Source organism: Haloplanus aerogenes, assembly GCF_003856835.1.
In the GTDB taxonomy this organism is placed as follows: Archaea; Halobacteriota; Halobacteria; order Halobacteriales; family Haloferacaceae; genus Haloplanus; species Haloplanus aerogenes.
On the sequence record NZ_CP034145.1, the window covers coordinates 2892606 to 2911977 of the forward strand.

The 19372-nt window shown below is 66.5% G+C and carries 21 protein-coding genes and 1 tRNA gene; 6 read left to right on the plus strand and 16 right to left on the minus strand.

Features of this window, described 5'->3' with window-relative positions; translation table 11 throughout:
* Positions 1–39 precede the first annotated feature (39 nt).
* Complete coding sequence (gene thrS, locus DU502_RS14840) at positions 40–1962, plus strand: threonine--tRNA ligase (protein ID WP_121921529.1); 1923 nt, start codon at positions 40–42, stop codon at positions 1960–1962.
* Here thrS and DU502_RS14845 read toward each other — a convergent pair.
* A complete protein-coding gene (locus tag DU502_RS14845; protein ID WP_121921530.1) occupies positions 1959–2153 on the minus strand; it encodes a hypothetical protein in 195 nt (64 codons plus the stop codon). The genes thrS and DU502_RS14845 overlap by 4 nt on opposite strands.
* 202 nt (positions 2154–2355) lie before the next feature.
* Between DU502_RS14845 and DU502_RS18925 the strand changes: the two genes are divergently transcribed.
* Positions 2356–2481 carry a hypothetical protein gene (locus DU502_RS18925; RefSeq protein WP_277872150.1) on the plus strand — a complete coding sequence of 42 codons (126 nt, stop codon included), beginning with the start codon at positions 2356–2358 and terminating at the stop codon, positions 2479–2481.
* Between the two features lie 228 nt (positions 2482–2709).
* Here DU502_RS18925 and DU502_RS14850 read toward each other — a convergent pair whose 3' ends face one another.
* The 5 genes from DU502_RS14850 to DU502_RS14870 all read right to left on the minus strand — a co-directional run bounded on the left by DU502_RS14850 (position 2710) and on the right by DU502_RS14870 (position 6097).
* The gene (locus DU502_RS14850; protein WP_121921531.1) at positions 2710–3456 is read right to left on the minus strand and encodes a response regulator; all 747 of its coding nucleotides are present in this window, start codon (positions 3454–3456) and stop codon (positions 2710–2712) included.
* Positions 3457–3513: 57 nt separating this feature from the next.
* The gene (locus DU502_RS14855; protein WP_121921532.1) at positions 3514–4317 is read right to left on the minus strand and encodes a DUF2182 domain-containing protein; all 804 of its coding nucleotides are present in this window, start codon (positions 4315–4317) and stop codon (positions 3514–3516) included.
* A 4-nt stretch (positions 4318–4321) separates the two neighbouring features.
* A complete protein-coding gene (locus tag DU502_RS14860; RefSeq protein WP_121921533.1) occupies positions 4322–4933 on the minus strand; it encodes a DUF1326 domain-containing protein in 612 nt (203 codons plus the stop codon).
* Positions 4934–5030: 97 nt separating this feature from the next.
* Complete coding sequence (locus DU502_RS14865; protein ID WP_121921534.1) at positions 5031–5711, minus strand: plastocyanin/azurin family copper-binding protein; 681 nt, start codon at positions 5709–5711, stop codon at positions 5031–5033.
* A 113-nt stretch (positions 5712–5824) separates the two neighbouring features.
* The gene (locus DU502_RS14870) at positions 5825–6097 is read right to left on the minus strand and encodes a glutaredoxin family protein (protein WP_241966839.1); all 273 of its coding nucleotides are present in this window, start codon (positions 6095–6097) and stop codon (positions 5825–5827) included.
* Positions 6098–6199: 102 nt separating this feature from the next.
* Between DU502_RS14870 and DU502_RS14875 the strand changes: the two genes are divergently transcribed.
* Complete coding sequence (locus DU502_RS14875) at positions 6200–6460, plus strand: hypothetical protein (RefSeq protein WP_121921536.1); 261 nt, start codon at positions 6200–6202, stop codon at positions 6458–6460.
* 53 nt (positions 6461–6513) lie between these two features.
* Here DU502_RS14875 and DU502_RS18405 read toward each other — a convergent pair whose 3' ends face one another.
* From DU502_RS18405 to DU502_RS14895, 5 genes are all read right to left on the minus strand, one after another.
* Complete coding sequence (locus DU502_RS18405) at positions 6514–6681, minus strand: hypothetical protein (protein WP_158601192.1); 168 nt, start codon at positions 6679–6681, stop codon at positions 6514–6516.
* A gap of 1 nt (position 6682) precedes the next feature.
* Positions 6683–8047: a cytochrome b gene (locus DU502_RS14880; protein ID WP_121921537.1), complete on the minus strand. Its 1365-nt coding sequence runs from the start codon at positions 8045–8047 to the stop codon at positions 6683–6685.
* A gap of 2 nt (positions 8048–8049) precedes the next feature.
* On the minus strand, positions 8050–8694 hold the full coding sequence (locus tag DU502_RS14885; protein WP_121921538.1) for a QcrA and Rieske domain-containing protein: 645 nt from the start codon (positions 8692–8694) through the stop codon (positions 8050–8052).
* Between the two features lie 3 nt (positions 8695–8697).
* Positions 8698–9270 carry a hypothetical protein gene (locus DU502_RS14890; protein WP_121921539.1) on the minus strand — a complete coding sequence of 191 codons (573 nt, stop codon included), beginning with the start codon at positions 9268–9270 and terminating at the stop codon, positions 8698–8700.
* Between the two features lie 346 nt (positions 9271–9616).
* A tRNA-Lys gene (locus tag DU502_RS14895) sits at positions 9617–9690 on the minus strand.
* A 100-nt stretch (positions 9691–9790) separates the two neighbouring features.
* Here DU502_RS14895 and DU502_RS14900 point away from each other — a divergent pair.
* Positions 9791–11248 carry a DHH family phosphoesterase gene (locus tag DU502_RS14900; protein WP_121921540.1) on the plus strand — a complete coding sequence of 486 codons (1458 nt, stop codon included), beginning with the start codon at positions 9791–9793 and terminating at the stop codon, positions 11246–11248.
* Here the strand turns inward: DU502_RS14900 and DU502_RS14905 are convergent.
* Complete coding sequence (locus DU502_RS14905) at positions 11245–11535, minus strand: PRC-barrel domain-containing protein (protein ID WP_121921541.1); 291 nt, start codon at positions 11533–11535, stop codon at positions 11245–11247. The genes DU502_RS14900 and DU502_RS14905 overlap by 4 nt on opposite strands.
* Before the next feature lie 314 nt (positions 11536–11849).
* Between DU502_RS14905 and DU502_RS14910 the strand changes: the two genes are divergently transcribed.
* Complete coding sequence (locus DU502_RS14910) at positions 11850–12146, plus strand: DUF7344 domain-containing protein (RefSeq protein ID WP_121921542.1); 297 nt, start codon at positions 11850–11852, stop codon at positions 12144–12146.
* Between the two features lie 4 nt (positions 12147–12150).
* Here DU502_RS14910 and DU502_RS14915 read toward each other — a convergent pair whose 3' ends face one another.
* The 4 genes from DU502_RS14915 to DU502_RS14930 all read right to left on the minus strand — a co-directional run bounded on the left by DU502_RS14915 (position 12151) and on the right by DU502_RS14930 (position 17321).
* A complete protein-coding gene (locus DU502_RS14915) occupies positions 12151–14349 on the minus strand; it encodes an LUD domain-containing protein (RefSeq protein ID WP_121921543.1) in 2199 nt (732 codons plus the stop codon).
* Positions 14342–14854 carry an LUD domain-containing protein gene (locus tag DU502_RS14920; RefSeq protein ID WP_121921544.1) on the minus strand — a complete coding sequence of 171 codons (513 nt, stop codon included), beginning with the start codon at positions 14852–14854 and terminating at the stop codon, positions 14342–14344. The genes DU502_RS14915 and DU502_RS14920 overlap by 8 nt, the downstream gene beginning before the upstream one ends.
* Before the next feature lie 48 nt (positions 14855–14902).
* Positions 14903–16645, minus strand: a complete 1743-nt coding sequence (locus DU502_RS14925) for an Nramp family divalent metal transporter (RefSeq protein WP_121921545.1) — start codon at positions 16643–16645, stop codon at positions 14903–14905.
* Between the two features lie 100 nt (positions 16646–16745).
* Positions 16746–17321 (minus strand): ArsR family transcriptional regulator, encoded by a 576-nt coding sequence (locus DU502_RS14930; RefSeq protein WP_121921546.1) that lies wholly within the window; start codon positions 17319–17321, stop codon positions 16746–16748.
* A gap of 328 nt (positions 17322–17649) precedes the next feature.
* On the opposite strand from DU502_RS14930, the gene DU502_RS14935 reads away from it, so the two are divergent.
* Positions 17650–19359: an L-lactate permease gene (locus tag DU502_RS14935; protein WP_394338935.1), complete on the plus strand. Its 1710-nt coding sequence runs from the start codon at positions 17650–17652 to the stop codon at positions 19357–19359.
* The last annotated feature ends 13 nt before the right edge of the window (positions 19360–19372 follow it).

Genomic DNA, 19372 nt, shown 5'->3' on the forward strand with positions numbered 1-19372 from the left:
GTTCGACAGTATTATTCCGTTCGTCCGACTTCCACCGATATGAGCGAAATCGTAGTGACGCTTCCCGACGGGTCGGAACTCTCCGTCGCGGAGGGGTCGACGGTCGAGGACGTCGCCTTCGAGATCGGACCGGGTCTCGGGCGCGACACGGTCGCGGGGGTCGTCGACGGCGACCTCGTCGACAAGGCCACGCCCCTCCACGACGGCGCCGACCTCGTCATCGTCACGGAGGACAGCGACGAGTATCTGCGTGTGTTGCGCCACTCCGCGGCACACGTCTTCGCCCAGGCGCTCCAGCGCCTGCATCCCGGGGCCAAACTCGCCATCGGTCCGCCGACCGACGACGGCTTCTACTACGACGTGACGAACGTCGACCTCGACAGCGAGGACCTAGAGGAAATCGAAGCGGAGGCCGAGGAGATCATCGCGGACGACCTCGACATCGAACGGGTCGAACGCGCACGCGAGGACGTACTGGACCAGTACGAAGACAACCCGTACAAGCAGGACATTCTGGAGATGGAGGCGGCGGGCGAAGACCCCGTGATCATCTACCAGCAAGGTGAGTTCGAGGACCTCTGTCAGGGCCCCCACGTCGAATCGACGGGCGAGATCGGCGCGTTCAAACTCCTCAACATCTCCTCCGCCTACTGGCGGGGCGACGAGGAGAACGACACGCTCACGCGCGTCTACGGCACGGCCTTCGAGAGCGAGGCGGAGATGGAAGACTACCTCGAACGCCGACGCGAGGCCCAGGAGCGCGACCACCGGAAACTCGGACAAGAACTCGACTTATTCTCCATCGACGAGACGACGGGACCGGGTCTGCCGCTCTACCACCCCAACGGCAAGCGCGTCCTCGACGAACTCTCGGACTTCGCGCGCGATATGAACCTTGACGCCGGCTACGACCCCGTCGAGACACCCCACCTGTTCCGGACGGAACTCTGGAAGAAGTCGGGCCACTACGACAACTACGTCGACGACATGTTCCTCCTCGACGTGAACGACGAGGAGTACGGCCTGAAGCCGATGAACTGCCCGGGCCACGCGACCATCTTCGACCAGAAGTCGTGGTCCTACCGCGACCTCCCCGTCCGCTACTTCGAGGACGGCAAGGTGTACCGGAAGGAACAGCGCGGCGAACTGTCGGGGCTCTCGCGGGTGTGGGCGTTCACCATCGACGACGGCCACGTGTTCGTCCGCCCCGATCAGATCGAAGACGAGGTGAACCTCGTCATGGACAACATCTTCCGGGTGTTCGAGACGTTCGGCCTCGACGCGGAAGTCGCGCTGGCGACCCGCCCGGAGAAGTCGGTCGGGAGCGACGAAATCTGGGAGCGTGCCGAGTCACAGCTTCGGGACGTGCTCGATTCCCAGGACATCGCGTACGAGGTGGAGGAGGGCGACGGCGCCTTCTACGGCCCCAAAATCGACTTCGCGTTCGAGGACGCCCTCGGTCGGAAGTGGGACGGACCGACGGTGCAACTCGACTTCAACATGCCCGAGCGGTTCGACCTCACCTACACCGGCGAAGACAACGAGGACCACCGCCCGGTCATGCTCCACCGCGCGCTCTACGGCAGTTACGAGCGCTTCCTGATGGTGCTCATCGAGCATTTCGACGGGAAGTTCCCGCTCTGGCTGTCGCCCGAACAGGTGCGCATCCTCCCCGTCAGCGACGACAACCTCGGCTACGCCCACCGCCTCGCGAACGAACTCGACGACTTCCGGGTCGAAATCGAGGACCGGTCGTGGACCGTCGGCCGCAAGATTCAGCAGGCCCACAGCGACCGCGTGCCCTACATGCTCATCGTCGGTGACGACGAGGAGGCGAGCGGCACCGTCTCGGTGCGGGATCGGAAAGAGCGAGAACGGAAGGACGTGGAGCGCGAGGCGTTCGCCGATCACCTGCGGGCCGAACGCGACGAGAAGCGGATCGAACCGGACTTCCTCGATTAAAGCATCGCGCGGTTTTCCTCGTCGATCAGGTTGTAGAGCCGCAGGTCACAGTCGGGCAGGAACTGGAACGTCGCGTTCCCGGTGGGATCGGCGGTTGTCGGCTCGGGCGTCGTCTCGGCGCGCCACTTGCCGTCGGTCAGCGTCGGTGTCTGTCGGGCGGTGCGGTCAGTGGTGGGTGTGGATGTGCTCATTCGAAATCTGCGTCGGACGGTCGGTCGAACGTCGATACCTGTCGATGGAGAAGGGTCAGTCGCGTACAGGTACGACGTGCGAATGCATCGATTTCGACGACGGATGTATTCTACATAAAAGTTCCTGTTCTATCGAGCAGGGACGGGGCGGTCGACGCCGGCAAACTCGAAGCGGGCGCCGTCCGGCGTGACGAGACACCCGATGCCGGGCACGGCGTCGAGCAGTGCCGTCGACGTGGGGCGGGGGATCGACGGCGACGACGGCGTCGAACGTCGCGTCCGTGAGCGCGTTCACGGTGTCGGCAGCGGTCGTCACCGTCTCGACTGACACGTCGATATCGGCGTCGGCATCTTCCAGCGCGGCAGCGAGTCGAGCCGCCAGCGTCGACGACGGATGCAGGAGCAGAACGCGAATCACGACAGTCGTCTCCGGGTTCGCGTCGAGTGGTATAAACGTGCGGCGCGGATCGCTACCGTCGGCAGATCGGCTGTAACCGTGTCCCGGTGTGCAACCGGACGGGTGGCGGCACACCGGTGACGACGTACGACGATCCTCTCACTCGTCGGGATCGGCGGTCGACACCTCGGAGACGGAGATGAGGAGGCGGTCGTCGTCGAGCGCCGTGACCATCTTCGACTCGGTGAACGTACTCCCGTCGGCGCGGAGGCCGGTACTCTGTCCCGTCCACTTGCCACCCTGCTGGACGACCGGTAACACGTGGGTCCGAATGTGTTCCACCTCGTCCTCGGGGTGGAGGTCGGTCCAGTGTTTCCCTTCCACTTCGTCGGGATCGTAGTCGTAGAGAGCGGCGTAGCCGGTGTCGACGCGGTCGAATCGCTCGTCCGACCCGACGATACCAATCGCGTCGACTGCCGTCTCCGCGTGCGGATCGAACTGGCCGTCCGCGTCGACGGCGTGTTCGATCCGGCGGACGAGCATGGTGTACTGGTCGGTGCCGTAGCCCTTCCGGAGGTAGTCCGTCACGCCGGCGTGGACGATTTCGGCCGCCACGTCGCCAGTCTCCTCGCCCGAGAAAAGGAGGAAGGGGAGGCTCGGGTGAGTCTCCCGGACGGCGTGCAGAAACGCGATGCCGTCGGTGCCGGGCATCCGGTAATCGCTGACGACGCAGTCGAAGTCGGTCTCGTCAGCCCGGAGGCGAGCGAGCGCGTCGTCAGTCGAGGTGGTCGTCGTCACGGTACAGTCGACGGAGTCGTCGCGTTCGAGATACGTCTTCACGAGGTCACCGAGCGCAGCGTCGTCGTCGACGTGGAGAATCGAGAGAGGTGAAGCTGTCCGCGTCACGCTTGACGTGAGGCGGCGATAAACAAAAGCGGCGCGGCCGTGACTACCCGTGACGGGCTACACGCCACCCAGCATCGCCGCGACCAGAATCCCGGCACCCACGACGCCGGCGACGACGCCGACGCCTCGCGCGAGGCGGTCGCCCCACGCCACCGTCCGCTCGACGGAGAGGACGAGGGTGATGAGGGCCATCCAGACCAGATTCATCGTCCCGACGACCACCATGAAGGCAAAGAGCGCCCAGCAACAGCCGAGACAGAATTTGCCGTGGTCCAGACCCATCCGCGCCGCCCCACGAACCCCGGGGCGGCTGTGAGTCATGAGAAAGCCCAGTGGCGTCCGGCAGTGGTCGAGACAGCGATCCTTGTACGGCGAGAGCTGATAGGCCGCGAGCAGGACGAGCGTCCCCCCGAACAGGGGCGTCGACTCCGCCACCGCCGCGACGGGGACGACGACGTTCACGGTCAGCGGGACGATGCCGACTGCCGTCCAGAGGAGCGTGTAGCCACCGAGGAAGGCGCCGACGCGGAGCAAGCGCTCGCCGCGCGACCGACCGGTCAGCGTCTGGTGGTACATCCGCACCAGCGGGACGGAGGACGGATACATCATCGCGACCATCATCACCCCCCACATCAGGAGGTAGAGCGCCCAGCCGGCGGGGCCGGCGCCGGTCGCCATCGCTTCGGGGACGCCCGGCGCGGTCATGTCCATCGCCATCCCTCCCGAACCTGGCATCGGGAGCCACCGACGGATCATCCAGAGCCACGCGAGCAGGGCGATCAGGTACACCGCGAGGACGACGAGATGCGTCTCCCGGACCCGCCGCCAGCCGCCGATTACGGGCCACGAATGCCCCGTCATCCGTTCAGGCGTTCGTCAGCTCGAAATCACAGACGTAGGCGTTGTTCCCCCCGAGATCCCAGTCGTACCGGTCGTCGTACGCGACGGTCGCGTGCGTCGACTTGGCGGTCTTCATCGTCAGACTCGACGTGAGCGGGTGCGGTGAGATAGTGCCGGTCTCCTCGTTGAAGCCGGCTTTCTCAACGACCTCCATCGACACGTCGTCGCCGACGGTAGCGGTCGTCGTCTTCCCGTTCCGCTCGAACTCGATGGGTGCGGTGACGACCTCGGTCGACCGGAAATGACCGTCCGCCACGGGTGCCCAGATACCACCCGCCCGGCCGAGGTAGATGTCTTCGATGGCGGCTCGTTCCTCGTCGGTCGCCTCCTCGTCGACGACGAGGACCACGTCCCACTGCGTCGACGGGTCGAACATGACTCCCTCGTCCGCGACGATCAGCATCGCCACCTTGCGACCGCCGAGGTCGATATCGCCGTACTGTCCGTCGGTCACGTGCCACGCCAACGCGGCCGTGCAGCCGTCGTCGTCGGCCGGTTCCAGCCAGATACACTGACAGGCCACGTCGCAGTTACACGCCTCCGCGTACTCCCCCGAAAGTTCCCAGTGTGCCGTCATTGTGGTACTCCGTACCATAGACGAACTGTTGGACGATAAACACATATGCTCGATTGCCGACACGCCGCTTTTCTGACAGGATGGCGCGAGCGACGGCCTATTCGTCGTCCGGCAGGTCCAACTCCTCGTACCGGCCGGAGGACCGGTCGTACACCGAGAACAGGTAGGCGCTCGTGAGGCCGACGACGCCGACGCTACTCCAGAACAGCATCGGCGGGCCGCCGTGGTTCGTGGTGGGGACGTACGGCCACTCGAGGCTCCCCTCCTCGACGATGGTGTCCGAGGGAGGCATGACGCCGCGAGGGGTGTCCGACTCGGGGAGCGCGCTCTCCTCGGCGGGGCCGCCGGGCGACCCGCAGACGATGCGCCCGACCATCCCCAGCGTCTTGTGCGGGATGCAGTAGTAGTCGTACGTGCCCGGCTCCTCGAAGGTGTAAGAGAAGGTTGCGCCCTGTTCCTCGAAGACGCCGCTGTCCCAGGACTCGGCGGCTTCCGGAATGCGCCGACTCCCGTCGTATCGGGGGTTGTTCTGCGTGTACGCCGTCGCGGAGTGCTGGCCGCTCTCGTTGACCCACTCGACGGTGTCGCCGGGTTCGACGTGCAGGCCGACGGGGTCGTAGTAGAACGAGCCCCGGTCCGTGGCCATCGTCACCGTGTGCGTCTCCCCACCGCCGCTCTGGGCGGTGACGGGACCGGCGGCGAACAGCCCTGCCGTCGCCCCGCCGACGGTCCGCAGGAACCCACGGCGCGTCGACCGATTCGTAGCGTTCCGAACCATGTGCCCGTACCTGTGTGGAGTACCTTTGAACCCCTTTCGAAACGCGCAACGGCTGTTAGAGTGCCGTTACACCGTCACACACCCGCGAAGGCGATAGCCCGCCTCGGCGACGGCTACGCCGTCAGGGTCGCCCGGAGGTCGTCGGCGTCGACACGATACTTGAACTTCGGGCGGCCGTCGACCGTGACGTAGGGCACGCGCTCGCCGTATCGCTCCCGCAGGTCGGGGTCGGTGTCGACGTCGACCGTCTCTATCTCGACCGATCGGGAAACCGAGTCGGCGACCCGTTCGATGGTCTCGATGGCGTCGTCACAGAGATGACAGCCCTCGCGCGTGTAGACGACGACGTGGGCCGGTTCGGCGTCGGGATCGGATACCGAAGTCACGACCCGCCGTAGCCGCCGCTGGCTCGTAACTCCTTCTACTGTGTCGAACCAGCCGCGGCCGCAAATCGCAACGGTGTTGTCGGCCGCGGCGAGAGGACGGGTATGGCGTCGTTTTTCGACCGCTTCGTCCATCCCCGGATCGCCCGCGTGGCGACGGCCGGCGCCCTGCTGTGGGCCGGGTCCTTCCTCGTCGCCGTCGCCGGCCTCGTGATTCGAGGGGGCCAGCCGAACACCGCCGCGACCCTCTTTTTCCTCTCGGGGGTCGTCGGCCTCGTGGGGATGCTCGTTCTGGCGGGCTGTGGCTGCTACTTGTTCGGAATGCGACTGCGGCAGAAAATCGGGGCCTACTACTCTCAGCTGTAAGTCCGTGGCACGATTCGCCACGTCGGGGTGTCGAATCGTGGCCGAGAGTATAACTACTCCGCGTCGACGAACACCGTGGCGACGCCCACGACGAGGCCGCCGACGATGGCGAGCGGCGAGAGCGCGCCGAACGCCCCCGCGATTCCGCCGGCGATGGCACAGAGGCCAACGACCTTCGTCGTGCGGTCGAGCGCGAAGTAGGCCCGCGGGGACAGGTGCATCTCAGGCCACCTCGCCCTTCCGCGCCAGCCGCCGCTTGAGCGCGTAGTAGACGATCAGTCCTTCCGCCGGCGGGACGAGCAGCGTCATCCCGAGCATGTACGGGAAGATGGCGTCGGCGCTCATCCCGAGCGTCTCCGCGACGAACGTGTCCATCCCCGCGATGGAGAGGACGATGATCGTGGAGATGGCGGCGACGCCGACGGCCGTCGGCATGGGCCGGTCGAGCGGGTTGGCGGTGAAATGGACCGGCTCCTCGTGGCGGTCGATGAACACCCAGAGCGCCATCACGCCGATGACGACGCCGGGGAAGAGCACGCCGCCGATGAACCGCCCGTAGCCGAAGAAGATGTTGGGCGTCATCTTCAGCGCGCCGAACACCCACATGAAGAACCAGTCGGGACGGACGCCCGACGGCTGGGTGAGCGGCGACGCGGGGCCGATGATGGCCACCCGTTGAACCGGGAACAGCGCCGCGAGGAAGGAGATGATCGAGGTGGTAAAGCAGAAGACGATGATCGACATCGCGACCTGGTTGGGCCACATGGGCACGCCGACGACCACGCTCTCGTCGTCGGGGTCGGGCCCGACGGGCGAGCTATCACGCGAACTCTCCGGGTGCTCCGTGTGCTTCTGTCGGAGCAGGAAGAACATGTGCAGGCCGATCAGCCCCATGATGATCGCCGGGAGCAGGAAGACGTGATAGAAGAAGAATCTGGGAAGGATATACGTCGCGTTGGCGGGGAAGTCGCCGCCGAAGATGAGGTTCTTCAGCATCGTACCCACGACCGGGATGGAGGAGGTCATCTGGAACCCGATGGTGGTCGCCGTCTGACTGAAGTCGTCGTACGGGAGCGCGTAGCCGAAGTAGCCCTCGCCGAGCGCGAGCAAGAGCAGTCCGCTGCCGACGAGCCAGTTCGGCTCGCGCGGGTTGCGGTAGGCGCCGGTGAAGAACACGCGGAACATGTGCAGGCCCATGGCGGCGACGAACAGATAGGCCGCCCAGTGGTGGGCCATCCGGACGAACATCCCGAAGCGCACGTCGTAGGAGATGCGCAGGACGCTCGCGAACGCGCCGGGCACCGACTGCCCCGCGTACTTCGCGACCTGTCCCTGATAGACGACTTCGGAGGTGACGGGCGTGTACATCAGCCCGAGGAACGTGCCCGTGGCGGCGAGGATGACGAAGGAGAACAGCGCCACCTCGCCGAGCAGGAACGAGCCGTAGCGGTCGTCGGGGAACGCCTTCCCGAACGCGTCGTCGTCGAGGTCGAGACGGGCGTCGAGCCAGCGGTAGAGTCGGCTGTGTTCGTAGCGCTCGACGCCACCGTCGGTGCGGGCGTCCGTCGATTGGGTGTCGTCAGCCATGGTCAGTGAGAGGCTCCGATGGGTCCTTCGAAGGGGCCGGTTGCGAGCAGAAGTTCGCCCTCGTCGCTGATGCCGATGGGAAGCTGCGGGAGCGCGCTGGGCGCGGGCCCGCCGACGACCTCGGCGCCCCGGAGTGGGTCGTAGGAGGTGCCGTGACAGGGGCAGTAGAGGTTCTCCTCGGCCCGCCCCGACACCAGACACTCCTCGTGGGTACAGACCATCGAGTACGCGACGTAGCCGTTCGCCGTCCAGTCGAGGTGCGTCGGCTCCTCGAAGTCGTCGGGGCCGAAGCGGACGAGCAGGGTCGTCGCCTTCTTCTTTTCGAGGGCACCGCCGCCCTCCTTCTCGGGGAGGACGGTGAGGGTCTCGCCGCTGCCCTGTTCGAGCTGGTCGGCGGCGATGCGGTTCCCCTCCTGATCGACGAGGTGGGTCCCTTCGACGTAGATGTTCTCGTAGGTGAGGTCCTCGCCGCCGGCGAGGCCGGCGTCGGCCAGCCCCGTGATGTAGTTGATGGAGACGGCACCGATGGCGGCCCCGCCACCGATCACGCCGAGAATTTTGGCGACGTTCCGGCGGGTCGTCACCGAGATGTCGTGGTCCGTCTCGTCGAGCGATACAGCGTCGTCGGGGATATCGTCGGTAGTCATTGGTTAGTGCTCCCGTCGTTCTGCGACCGTGATACTCGGCATGAACCAGGTGGTGTAGACGGCGACCCAGACGCCCATGGTGAGCAACATCATACCCATGTAGATGCCGATGAACTGCGTCCGAGCGTAGTTGAGACCCTCCCAGGCGAGGAGGGCGGCGAAGACGACGACGGCCCACGTGAGGAGGCCGAGCGTCGCCAGCCCGACGGAGGGCGTCCGTGCCGGCCAGTACGACAGCACCGACCGATCCTCGGAGGTCAGCCACGACGGCATGACCGCGTCGTCCAGTCTGAGCACGTCCGTCGCGCGCCCGACGCGCTCGGTGAACCGTCTCGTGTAGACGATCATCGCCACGAGGACGAAGAGGGCGAGCCACGTCACGACGCCGGACACGTTGGTGTTGACCTCGTTCGGGGTCGGGAGAAACGTCTCGGAGGGAACGATCTCGTTGTCGTCGTCGCTCTGGAGCTGGACGCCAGCGGTCGGCTCACCGCTCGCCAGCGCGAAATACCACATCGGCGCGAGAACCAGACCGATGAGGACGACGATCAGGATCGTTTCGCGTTCGATTCGCACGTTCTGATCACCTCGAGGGCTGTCGGTCGAGAGGGAGTAGACGGAACATCTTCGTGTGTACTCCGTGGTCGGCAATCCACCCAAAAGCCAGTTTCTATTCACGCAGAAAAACGTCGTTAAATAGTGTCACAGAGGAGTGTTATCGGCTATCATGCAGACGATCGGTCGAATGTAGGTGCATTTACTTGTCATTCTAAAATGTCGAATCCAATCGTTTCGTTCGGTGGTTGGAGAAGGCCGGGAGGGAGTTGAACCACGGTCGGACGTGCTCGCTTCGCTGCGCGCGACCTCCCTAGTTCAACTCCTCCGTAGCCGCTTCGCTCCTCACGTGCGTTCGGAGCAGAAGCGGGCCGGGAGGGAGTTGAACCCCCGACCGACGGATTAAGAGTCCGTCGCTCTACCTGACTGAGCTACCGGCCCTGTACCATCGGTACCGGTGGACCGGTAAAAGGCGTTTCCTTTCCCGTCCGATGGGCCGAAGGGACGGTGTTAAGTGAGATGCCGCGATACGTCGGCGTATATGAGCAACGCGGCTACGGTCTCGACGATGTCGTCGTACGCGATCCTCGGCTGTGGGAGCGTCGGCCACGCCGTCGCCGAGGACCTCGCGGACGAGGGCAAGAGCGTGCTGATCCTCGACCGGGACGAGAGCCGCGTCGAAGCGCTCCGCGATCAGGACCTCGACGCCCGACGCACGGACATCCGAGACGACGAGGTGGCCGACCTCGTGGCCGACCGCGACGTGATCCTCATCCTCGCCTCCGACGTGGAGGCGAACAAGGCGGCCGTCTCCACCATCCGCGAACGCGGCGGCGACCAGTTCATCATCGTCCGGGCCTCCGATCCCGTCTCCGAGGACGAACTCACCGAGGCGGGCGCGGACGTGGTCATCACCCCCTCGCAGGTCATCGCGGAGTCCGCCCTCCGCGCGCTGGAGACGGGCGAACTGGAGTACAAGGCCCAGCAACTGGCCGACCTCCTGCGGTCCGCCGGCGGCCGTCTCGCCATCCTCACCCACGACAACCCCGACCCGGACTCCATCGCCAGTGCGGTGGCGCTGCAGGCCATCGCCGACGCCCACGACGTCGAGGCTGACATCCTCTACCACGGCGACATCGGCCATCAGGAGAACCGGGCGTTCGTCAACCTCCTCGGCATCGAACTCCTGCCGTTGTCGGAGGTGGAGTCACTGGACAACTACGCGCTCGTCGCGCTGGTCGATCACATGAAGTCGGGCGATATCGGCCTCGACACCGGCGTCGACATCTTCATCGACCACTACGAACCCGAATCCGACTACGACGCCGACTTCATGGACGTGCGGCCGAACGTCTCCTCGACCTCGACCATCCTCACGAAGTACATCCAGGAGTTCGACCTCTCGCCGGACGAGGCAGTGGCGACGGCGTTGCTGTACGGCATCCGGGCCGAGACGCTCGATTTCAAGCGCGACACGACGCCCGCGGACCTGACCGCGGCGGCGTATCTCTACCCCTTCGCCAACCACGATACGCTGGAACAGGTGGAGTCGCCGTCGATGTCGCCGGAGACGCTCGACGTCCTCGCCGAGGCGATCCAGAACCGACAGGTACAGGGGAGCCACCTCGTCTCGAACGCGGGCTTCATCCGCGACCGCGACGCGCTGGCACAGGCCGCCCAGCATCTCCTGAATCTGGAGGGTATCACAACCACCGCCGTCTTCGGCATCGCCGACGACACCATCTATCTCGCCGCGCGGTCGAAGGACATCCGCATCAACATCGGCAACGTACTGGAGGACGCCTACGGCGCCATCGGCGAGACGGGAGGTCACTCGACGCAGGGGAGCGTCGAGATTCCGCTCGGCCTCTTTACGGGTATCGAGGCGAGCGAGGACAACCGCGACACCCTCCTGTCGCTGGCCGAGGAGGCCGTCCGCAAGAAACTGTTCGACGCGATGGGCGTCGAGAGTAGCGCGGCAGAAGGAAACGGAAGTTAGGCGACGACTTCTTCGTCCTCGTCCGTATCTTCGAGGCGCTCGACCACGTCGTTGATGAGGATCACGTCACCGACGGCCCGGACCCAGCGGTAGGGAATCATCACACCTTTGCCGGACTCGATGCGCCCGGCGAACAGTTCCTGACTGAGTTCGCCAAGCGCGAGTCCGGTGACTGCCTGCTGGTTCAGATTCAGTCGTACGTCCTCGACTTCTCCGACGAAGACCCCGTTGTTCGAGTACACCTCGCGGCCGACGAGCGTCGTAATCTCCTGTGGCGTGCCGTCCATATGCATTCCCTGTTCGTCGCGGGTCTTAATAGTTCGCGGATAGCTGCGAACGTCCGGTTCTCGGGGCTGGAGCGACGTGGGTCCGGACGCTCTCGATTTTAAGTGATGGTCGGGGAAATGACGGCCACGCGATGGCCGTCGAATCGGACGCGGTCGGGGTCTACGTCCACCCGGACGACCTGCACGCGGTGTTCTGGCGGTACCGCGCCGAGGCGACGCCGAAGACGACCGTCTGAGGCGCCACCGAGTACGACAGAGGGGGTCGTCGCGTCACGGAATGACAATTTGTAGCCGTCGGGCGAACGGGCAGACGCATGTGGACTCATGCTGCTGACGACGCCTTCCGGGCGCTGGCCGACGAAAAGCGGCGGCTAGTCGTTCGATATCTGGTGAACGACGACGAGGGGGTCGCATCCTACGAGGAAGTGATCGACTACGTCGCGTCCCGCTGCTCGGTGGGTTCCGAGCGAGCGAGCATCGCTCTCAGGCACTCGATTTTGCCGACGCTGGCGGAGACGGATCTGCTTCGATACGATCACGACGCCGAGCGAATCCGGTATCGGCCGAACGAACTGGTCGAGGACGCGCTACGCGTCGTCGACGGCGCGTAGTACCCTACGGTGCGATCAGTTCGACCGGGTGCGTCGCGGGGCGGGCGAGCAACGCGTCCAGCTGTTCGAGACAGGAGGTGCCGCTGGCGACGACGGTCCGGTCTCGCGCTTCGGTGGTCGAGAACTGCTCGGCCAGGTCGTCGCCCACGTCCATGCTCAGTTCGTAGTAGGTGTCCTTGTAGCCGAAGGAGCCGGCCATCCCGCAACACTCCACGTCGGAGGTGAGCACGTCGTAGCCCAGATCCTCGAGCACCGCGACGGTGTGGGCTTCGAGGCCGAGCGTCCGCTGCTGGCAGTGGGCGTGATACGCCACGTCGTGCCCGTCGCCGGCGCGGAGCGTGTCGGCGTCCGCACCGTTCTCGAGGAGGCCGTAGACGTACTCCATGATCTCGTAGCTGTTCTCCTGCAGACGCTCGACGGACGCGTCGGGGAGGAACCGCTCGTACTCGCGGTCGAACATGGCGAGGTCGGAGGGTTCGATGACGACCACGTCGCGGCCGGCGTCCAAGTGTTCCGCGAGGCTGCCGTACACGTCGTGAGCGTGCTCCTCGGCGGTGGCGACCATGCCCTGCGAGAGCGGGGCGCGACCGCTCGACCGCATCGGCGGGACGCGGACCGAGACGCCGAGCGCCTCCAGTACCCGCACGGCTGCCTTCCCGCGTTCGACCTGCACGTGGTTGGTGTACACGTCGGGATAGAGGACGACTTCGCGGGTCGGGTCCGATACCGTCGAGACGCGCTTCTCGAACCAGTCGACGAGGGTCTCGCGCTGGAACTCGGGGAGGTCGCGGCGGGCGTCGACGCCGGCGACGCGTTCGAGCGCCCAGCGCGCCGGGCCAGTGTCGGCGATCCAGTTCGAGACGGGCGCGGTCGCGCTGCCCAGTTTCGCCAGCGTCTCGAAGTTGCCGAACAGCCGCTTGTCCAGGTCGAGGCCACCGGGCTCCTCGTCCGGCGTCAGCCCCTCGACGAGGAAGTCGTAGCCCTCGGGCTCTTTCCCGCGGTTGATCCGGTCACGGACGACGGTGTTGATCCACGGGATGTCGATCTTGGTGGGACAGCCGTTGACACACCGGGAACAGCCGGTACAGAAGTCGTTGAACTCGGCGGCGGTGTCGAGCCCCTCTATTCCTGCCTCCCAGCCGGTGCCGATGCCGCCGGAGTAGGTTTCACCGCCGAAGGCGTGGCCGCCGACGTGCTGGAAGTTGGCACAGGAGTTCGCACACTGGCCACACCGGATGCAGTAGAGCGTCTCGCGGAGCTGGTCGTCCTCGCGCATCGCCATCCGGCCGTTGTCGATCAGGACGAGGTGGAACTCGCGGTCCGAATCCCGCTCGGAGAGGGGCGTCTCGTCGTCGTCGAAATCGAGCGTGGGGGAATCGACGGGCGGGGTGAGCATGGAGACGTAGGCGGTGAGGTCCTGTCCCGTGCCCGACCGCGCGAGGAGTTCGAGGAACGGCGAGAGGTCGTCGGTCGAGGGGATTACCTTCTCGACCCCCGAGACGGCGATGTGGGTGTCGGGCGTCACGGCACATTTCCGGGCGTTGCCCTCGCTGGTGACGATGGCCATCGTCCCCGAGTCCGCGGTGATGAAGTTGGCGCCGGTCATCCCGATGTCGGCGTCGCGGATGCGCTCGCCCAGTTTCTCGCGGGCAAAGGTCGTGAGTTCGTCCGCCGTCTCCGGCGGGTCCTCGGGGTCGAAATGTTCCTTGAACAGTTGGGCGATGCTCTCCTGTGAGCGGTGGATGGCCGGCGCGATGAGATGCGACGGCGTCTCGCCCGCGACCTGAACCACCCACTCGCCGAGGTCCGTCTCGACCACGTCGACGCCGTCTTCCGCGAGGGCGTCGTTGACCTCCAACTCCTCCGTAGTCATCGACTTGCTCTTGACGACGCTCTCGGCGTCGTGGTCGGCCGCCACGTCGCGGATGTACCGGTTGGCGTCGTCGGCGTCGTCCGCGATGTACAGGTTGCCGCCGTTTTCTTCCACCGCCGTCCGCAACTGCTCCAGCAACTCGGGTAGGCGGTCGATGGCGTCCTCCTTGATCTCGCGGACGCGCGTGCGAAGTTCCTCGTAGTTCTCCAGATCCGCGACCGCCTCCTGTCGCTTCCGGTTGAAGCCCTTGGTGTTCTTCTCGATGGCGGGGCCTTCGGTCGCCATCAGGCGGCGAATCTCGGCCGCTTTGTCGCCTTTGCCCTTACTCATCGAGCATCACCACGTGGACCGCCTCGGGACCGTGGGCACCGAGGACGAGTTTGCCCATATCCGCAGTGGCGCTGGGACCGGTGGCGACGATGGCGCTCAGATCCTCGTCGCGGGCCGCGTCGCCGAAGCGATCCAGCGCCTCGGGCAGGTCCGGGAGCACGTCGCTCGCGCGGAGTACGGGCACGTGGAGTTTGGGGTAGAGGCTGACGGGTTCGGCGCCGTCGGCAGTGGAGGGGAGGAGGACGCTGCCGTAGTTGGCGACGCCGAAGGAGGCGGGCGTGACACCCGTCTCCGCGCGTTCGAGGGCGGCCGGCGTCGGATCGACCGTCACGCTGTCGGGATACTCCACGTCGAAGGGGAGGGCGACGCCGACGGCAGGGTCGCGGACGATGTCGTCGAGTGTCGCCGCGAAGTCGTCGACCGTCGTCCGGGTGAGTTCGACGCCGAGGTCGGCCAGCGCTTCCTCGAACGTCGAGAGGGTCGGGTTCGTGGTCGTCGTTGCCATGCCGGGTGGATTGGGACGCGGCGGCTTTGTAGCTTCGGTGTCGTCGCGTCAGTGGCCCGACTGATCATCGGCCGTCAGCGCCGCGACGGACCTCCTTGCGGCGCGCTTGGCACGCACGGACCGCACGACTGCGTACGCTTGCACGAGGGCGTAGCCGGCCCAGAGCGCGTAGCCACCGGGCGCACTCCCGACGACGCCGACGGTGGTCGCGAAGGCGTCGACGCCGGCCGCCGTCGCCGTCTGCCCGATCAGGAGGACGCTGAAGTAGCCGTAGAAGCCCGACGCCCACCACATGGCGGCGACGCGGTCCCACCCGGGCTGGAGGTGTTCGGGCAGACGCGCCGTGTTGACCAGCAGGGTGAGGACGGTGTACGGCCACATCATCACGCCGGAGAGGGCGGCGCCGACGACGAGGAGGACGAACGGCCCGCGCGTGCTGAGCGGCGACGAGAAGAGGAGGATGACGGTCACGCCCCAGACGGTGAAGCCGGTGAGCAGCCACCAGAACAGGCGCGAGAGGTCCCAGCCGGCGTCGCGCGCGAACGCCTCGTAGACGGCGTCGGCGGAGTTGCGGACGAACGACTCGACGATGGCGTATTCGGTCGTAAAGAGCGCGACGAAGAGGAGAACGAACACGAGGAGCGCGCCGATACCGCCGAGTGCGGGGGCGATTTCGCCCAGCCACATGTCGAGCGCGTTCGCGTCCGTCCCGGGGGCGTGGCGGTGCGCGACGGCCATCAACACCGTCGCCACGAACAGGAGGCCGGCGACGAAGGTGAGGAGGTGTTCGGCCTGGATGACACGCCACCAGCCACGCCAGCGCTGCAGGTGCAGGCGCGTCGGTCGGAACGTGAAGCCGTCGCGGCGGATCGGTTCGGGGTCGTCGCCGGTGAGCGGGTTGCGCACGCGGCCCTGATAGTTACCCATGGCGTACCCCTTCTCCCGCACCCAGAGGGACTGCGAGAGGTTGAGGTAGCCGCCGGCGCCCGCGAAGGCGAGGCCGCCAAGGAAGACGGCCACGTCCATCTCCGGCGGGAGGGAGCCGACGCCCGTCACCACGGCGGAGACGGAGCCGAGTTCGAAGACGGCGCCGCTCGCGACGGCGAGCGCCAGCGCCGTCCCGATGGCGACGAAGAGCAGGCCGATCTGGAGCGCCTCGACGGCGTTGTACGCGACCGACGAGACCTGATAGGAGAGCCAGACGATCAACAGGAGGCCGACCGCTAGCGGTTTCCACGCGGGGAGGCCGAAAAGCGTCGACCCCGCGAGACCGGTCGCGGTGGCGACGACCTGTGCGGCGCCGGCGGCCCATCCGGGCCACCCGAGGCTGAGGAGGCCGGCGAGAAGGAACGCCCACGGCCACGCGCGGTGGACGCGGAGGTAGGATCGAAAGACGCTCTCGCCGGTGGCGAGCGTCCAGCGCTGGAGTTCGGTGTTGATCACGAACTGTGTGAGAACGCCGACGAGGAAGGCCCAGTAGATGCCCCAGCCGTGCCGGGCGATGAGCCCGGGCCAGAACAGCGTCTCGCCGCTGCCGAGCGACGCGCCGAGCATGATGGCACTCGGGCCGACGACGTGGCGGACGCGGGGGACGCGCGGGAGTTCGGCGAGGCGGAACGCGCCGCCCGTGCCGCGGTCGGGATAGTCGGCCGTCTCCGGGGCGCGGTCGAGGTCGTCGTACGGCAGCGGGCAGTACCACGTGCCGCGGTACTGGCGACCTTCGACCGCGGAGGCGTAGACGGGGGCGTCGGCGTCCGTGTCCGTCTCCGGATCGGGCGTCTCGTCACCCACGGTCGGCGGATCGGCCGCGTGGCGTCCGGCGGTCGCTGGTCGTCTGCCGCGTACGCATAGGACAGTGGAGGTGTGGAGCGCCCGGAGAAAAAGGGACCGATCAGCCGCCGAGGAAGTGCCAGAGGTGGCCGCGCTCGGCCGGGGGATCGACGCCCGGCAGGTCCTTCAGCGCGGGTTGGATGGCGTTCCACCACGCCTCCGCGGACTCGTAGCCCGCGGGGTAGTCGTGGTACACGTCGCGCAGGAAGTCGGCCTTCTTCGCCTCCGGGTTGGCCGCGAGGTAGTCGTAGGCGGCCGACAGCGCCTCACGACGGGCTTCGAGCGTCGGCCCGCTTCCGGGGAGCGTCGCGTCCCGAATGGCGTTGTCGACGGCGAGGGGGCGGTCGGTGTCGGCCTCGGCGGCCGCGCCGGGGGCCGGCCCGCGCTCCATCGGCACCCACCACACCCGACTCCGGGCGCCGACCTTCCGGGTCTTCAGCGTCCCCCGGTCGACCAGCGTCGAGAGTTTGTTGTGCGCGGTCCGCCGTGAGCAGGCCAGTGCGTCCATCACGTCGCTCGCGGTGAGGGGGCGGGCGAGGTCGTCCCGGTCGTCGAACACCTCCAGTACCGCCTCCGGCGGGATACGGTCGGCGTACTGCCCGTCGTCGTTCCGGGGTCGCTCACCCTCCTCGCTCATGCCGAGAACCCACTACACACGAGTACAAAAGCCTTTGCACACGTGAGTATCTTCGTACACACGAGTGTAGCGGCCACTACAGACGTGTGAACTGGATTGGCGGAGTGTAGGACGAAGCGGCGTTTCAACCGGTTCAAACCCGCGAATAACCACTTCACACGACGATACCGGATCGTGTGTCTCGCTACCGAACCGCCGGCAACTATCACGAAAAGCGAGGAACGATGGATATATATCGGGGGAAATGGTGGCACTCGACGATGCCAGAACGATCAGAGAACGACTGTGGAACCGGTAGCGCGGCCGGCACGCCGCGCTGGAGGGTGTGATGGCGGCCATCGACGTCGCCATCGCGGTGTTACCGCTCGCGGCCATCGCCTACCTGATGGTCGGGCGGTTCTGGCCGGCGACGCGGGCGATGCCCGTCGCGTGGATCGTCGCCATCGGCGCCGGCTACTTCGGCTGGAACATGTCGCCGACGTGGATCGGCGCCGCCACCATCAACGGCTTCATCACCGCCGCGAGCATCCTGTGGATCGTCTTCGGGGCGATCCTCCTGCTCTACACGCTCAAACGCACCGGCGCGTTCGACGCCATCAACCAGGGGTTCGCCTCGATCAGCGACGACCGCCGCGTACAGGTGGTCCTGCTCGTCTTCCTGATGGGCTCGTTCATCGAGGGGGCGGCCGGGTTCGGCACGCCCGCGGCCATCGTCGGTCCGCTTCTCGTCGGCCTCGGCTTCCCGCCGCTGGCGGCCGTCGTCGTCGCCCTCACGGGTAACCTGATGGCGATCACCTTCGGCGCCGTCGGGACGCCGCTCATCATCGGGATGATCGACATCTTCGAGGACGTGGACGTCATCTCCTCGGCCGTCGCCGCTCAGGGGATGAACATCGAGGGCTGGGTGGCCGAAATCGCGGTGTGGGCCGCCTCCTTCCACGTCATCGTCGGCGCCGCCCTCCCCTTCATCGGCGTGGCGATGATGACGCGCTTCTTCGGTGAGGAACGCTCTATCAAGCCCGCGCTGGAGGTCCTGCCGCTCACGCTGTTCGCGTGGGCCTCCTTCGCCGTCCCCTACTGGGCGACGGCCTACTTCCTCGGGCCGGAGTTCCCCGGTCTGATCGGGGCGATGGTCGGCCTGTTCGTCACGGTCGGCGCGCTCAAGGCCGGCTTCTTCCACCCCGACGAGGATTGGGACTTCGCCGACCAGTCCGCGTGGCCCGACCACTGGGTCGGTGACATCCAGCCCGGCGAATCCTCGTCCCGTGACACACACGTCGCCGCCGACGGCGGGACGGTCCAGACCATGTCGCTCCCGCGGGCGTGGACGCCCTACGCCCTCGTCGCGGTACTGCTGGTCGTCACCCGCGTCGTCGACCCGGTGACGACGTTCCTGCAGTCGAACCTCGTCCTGCAGTGGCAGTCGATCCTCGGCACGTCGCTGTCGGGGTCGTTCGCCACGCTGTACCTGCCCGGCGCGGTGTTCGTCGCCGTCCACCTGCTGACCATCCCGATCCACGGGATGGACGCGAAAGAGATCAAGGGCGCGTGGGCCGAAACCATCGAGAAGGTGACCCCCGCCGTCATCGCCCTGCTCTTCGCGGTGGCGACAGTGCAGATCATGCTCCAATCGGGAACCGCGACGGGGACGGACGGGATGCTGATCGTCCTCTCCGACACGATGGCCGGGGTCGCCGGCGGCGTGTACCCCTTCTTCGCGTCGCTCGTCGGCGCGCTGGGGGCCTTCCTCGCCGGGTCGAACACCGTCTCCGACATCCTGTTCGGCACGTTCCAGTACGGCGTGGCCGATCAGATCGGCTTCCCGCACACCATCATCCTCGGCGCACAGGCCGTGGGCGGGGCCATCGGCAACCTCATCGCCGTCCACAACGTCGTCGCGGCGCTCGCCGTCGTCGGCCTGGTCGGTCAGGAGGGACGGGTCATCCGCTACGAACTCATCCCGCTCGCGTACTACGCGACGATGACGGGGGCACTGACGCTCCTGTTCGGGTACGTGCTGTTCCCCGGCGTCTTCTGAGGCACGCCACCCG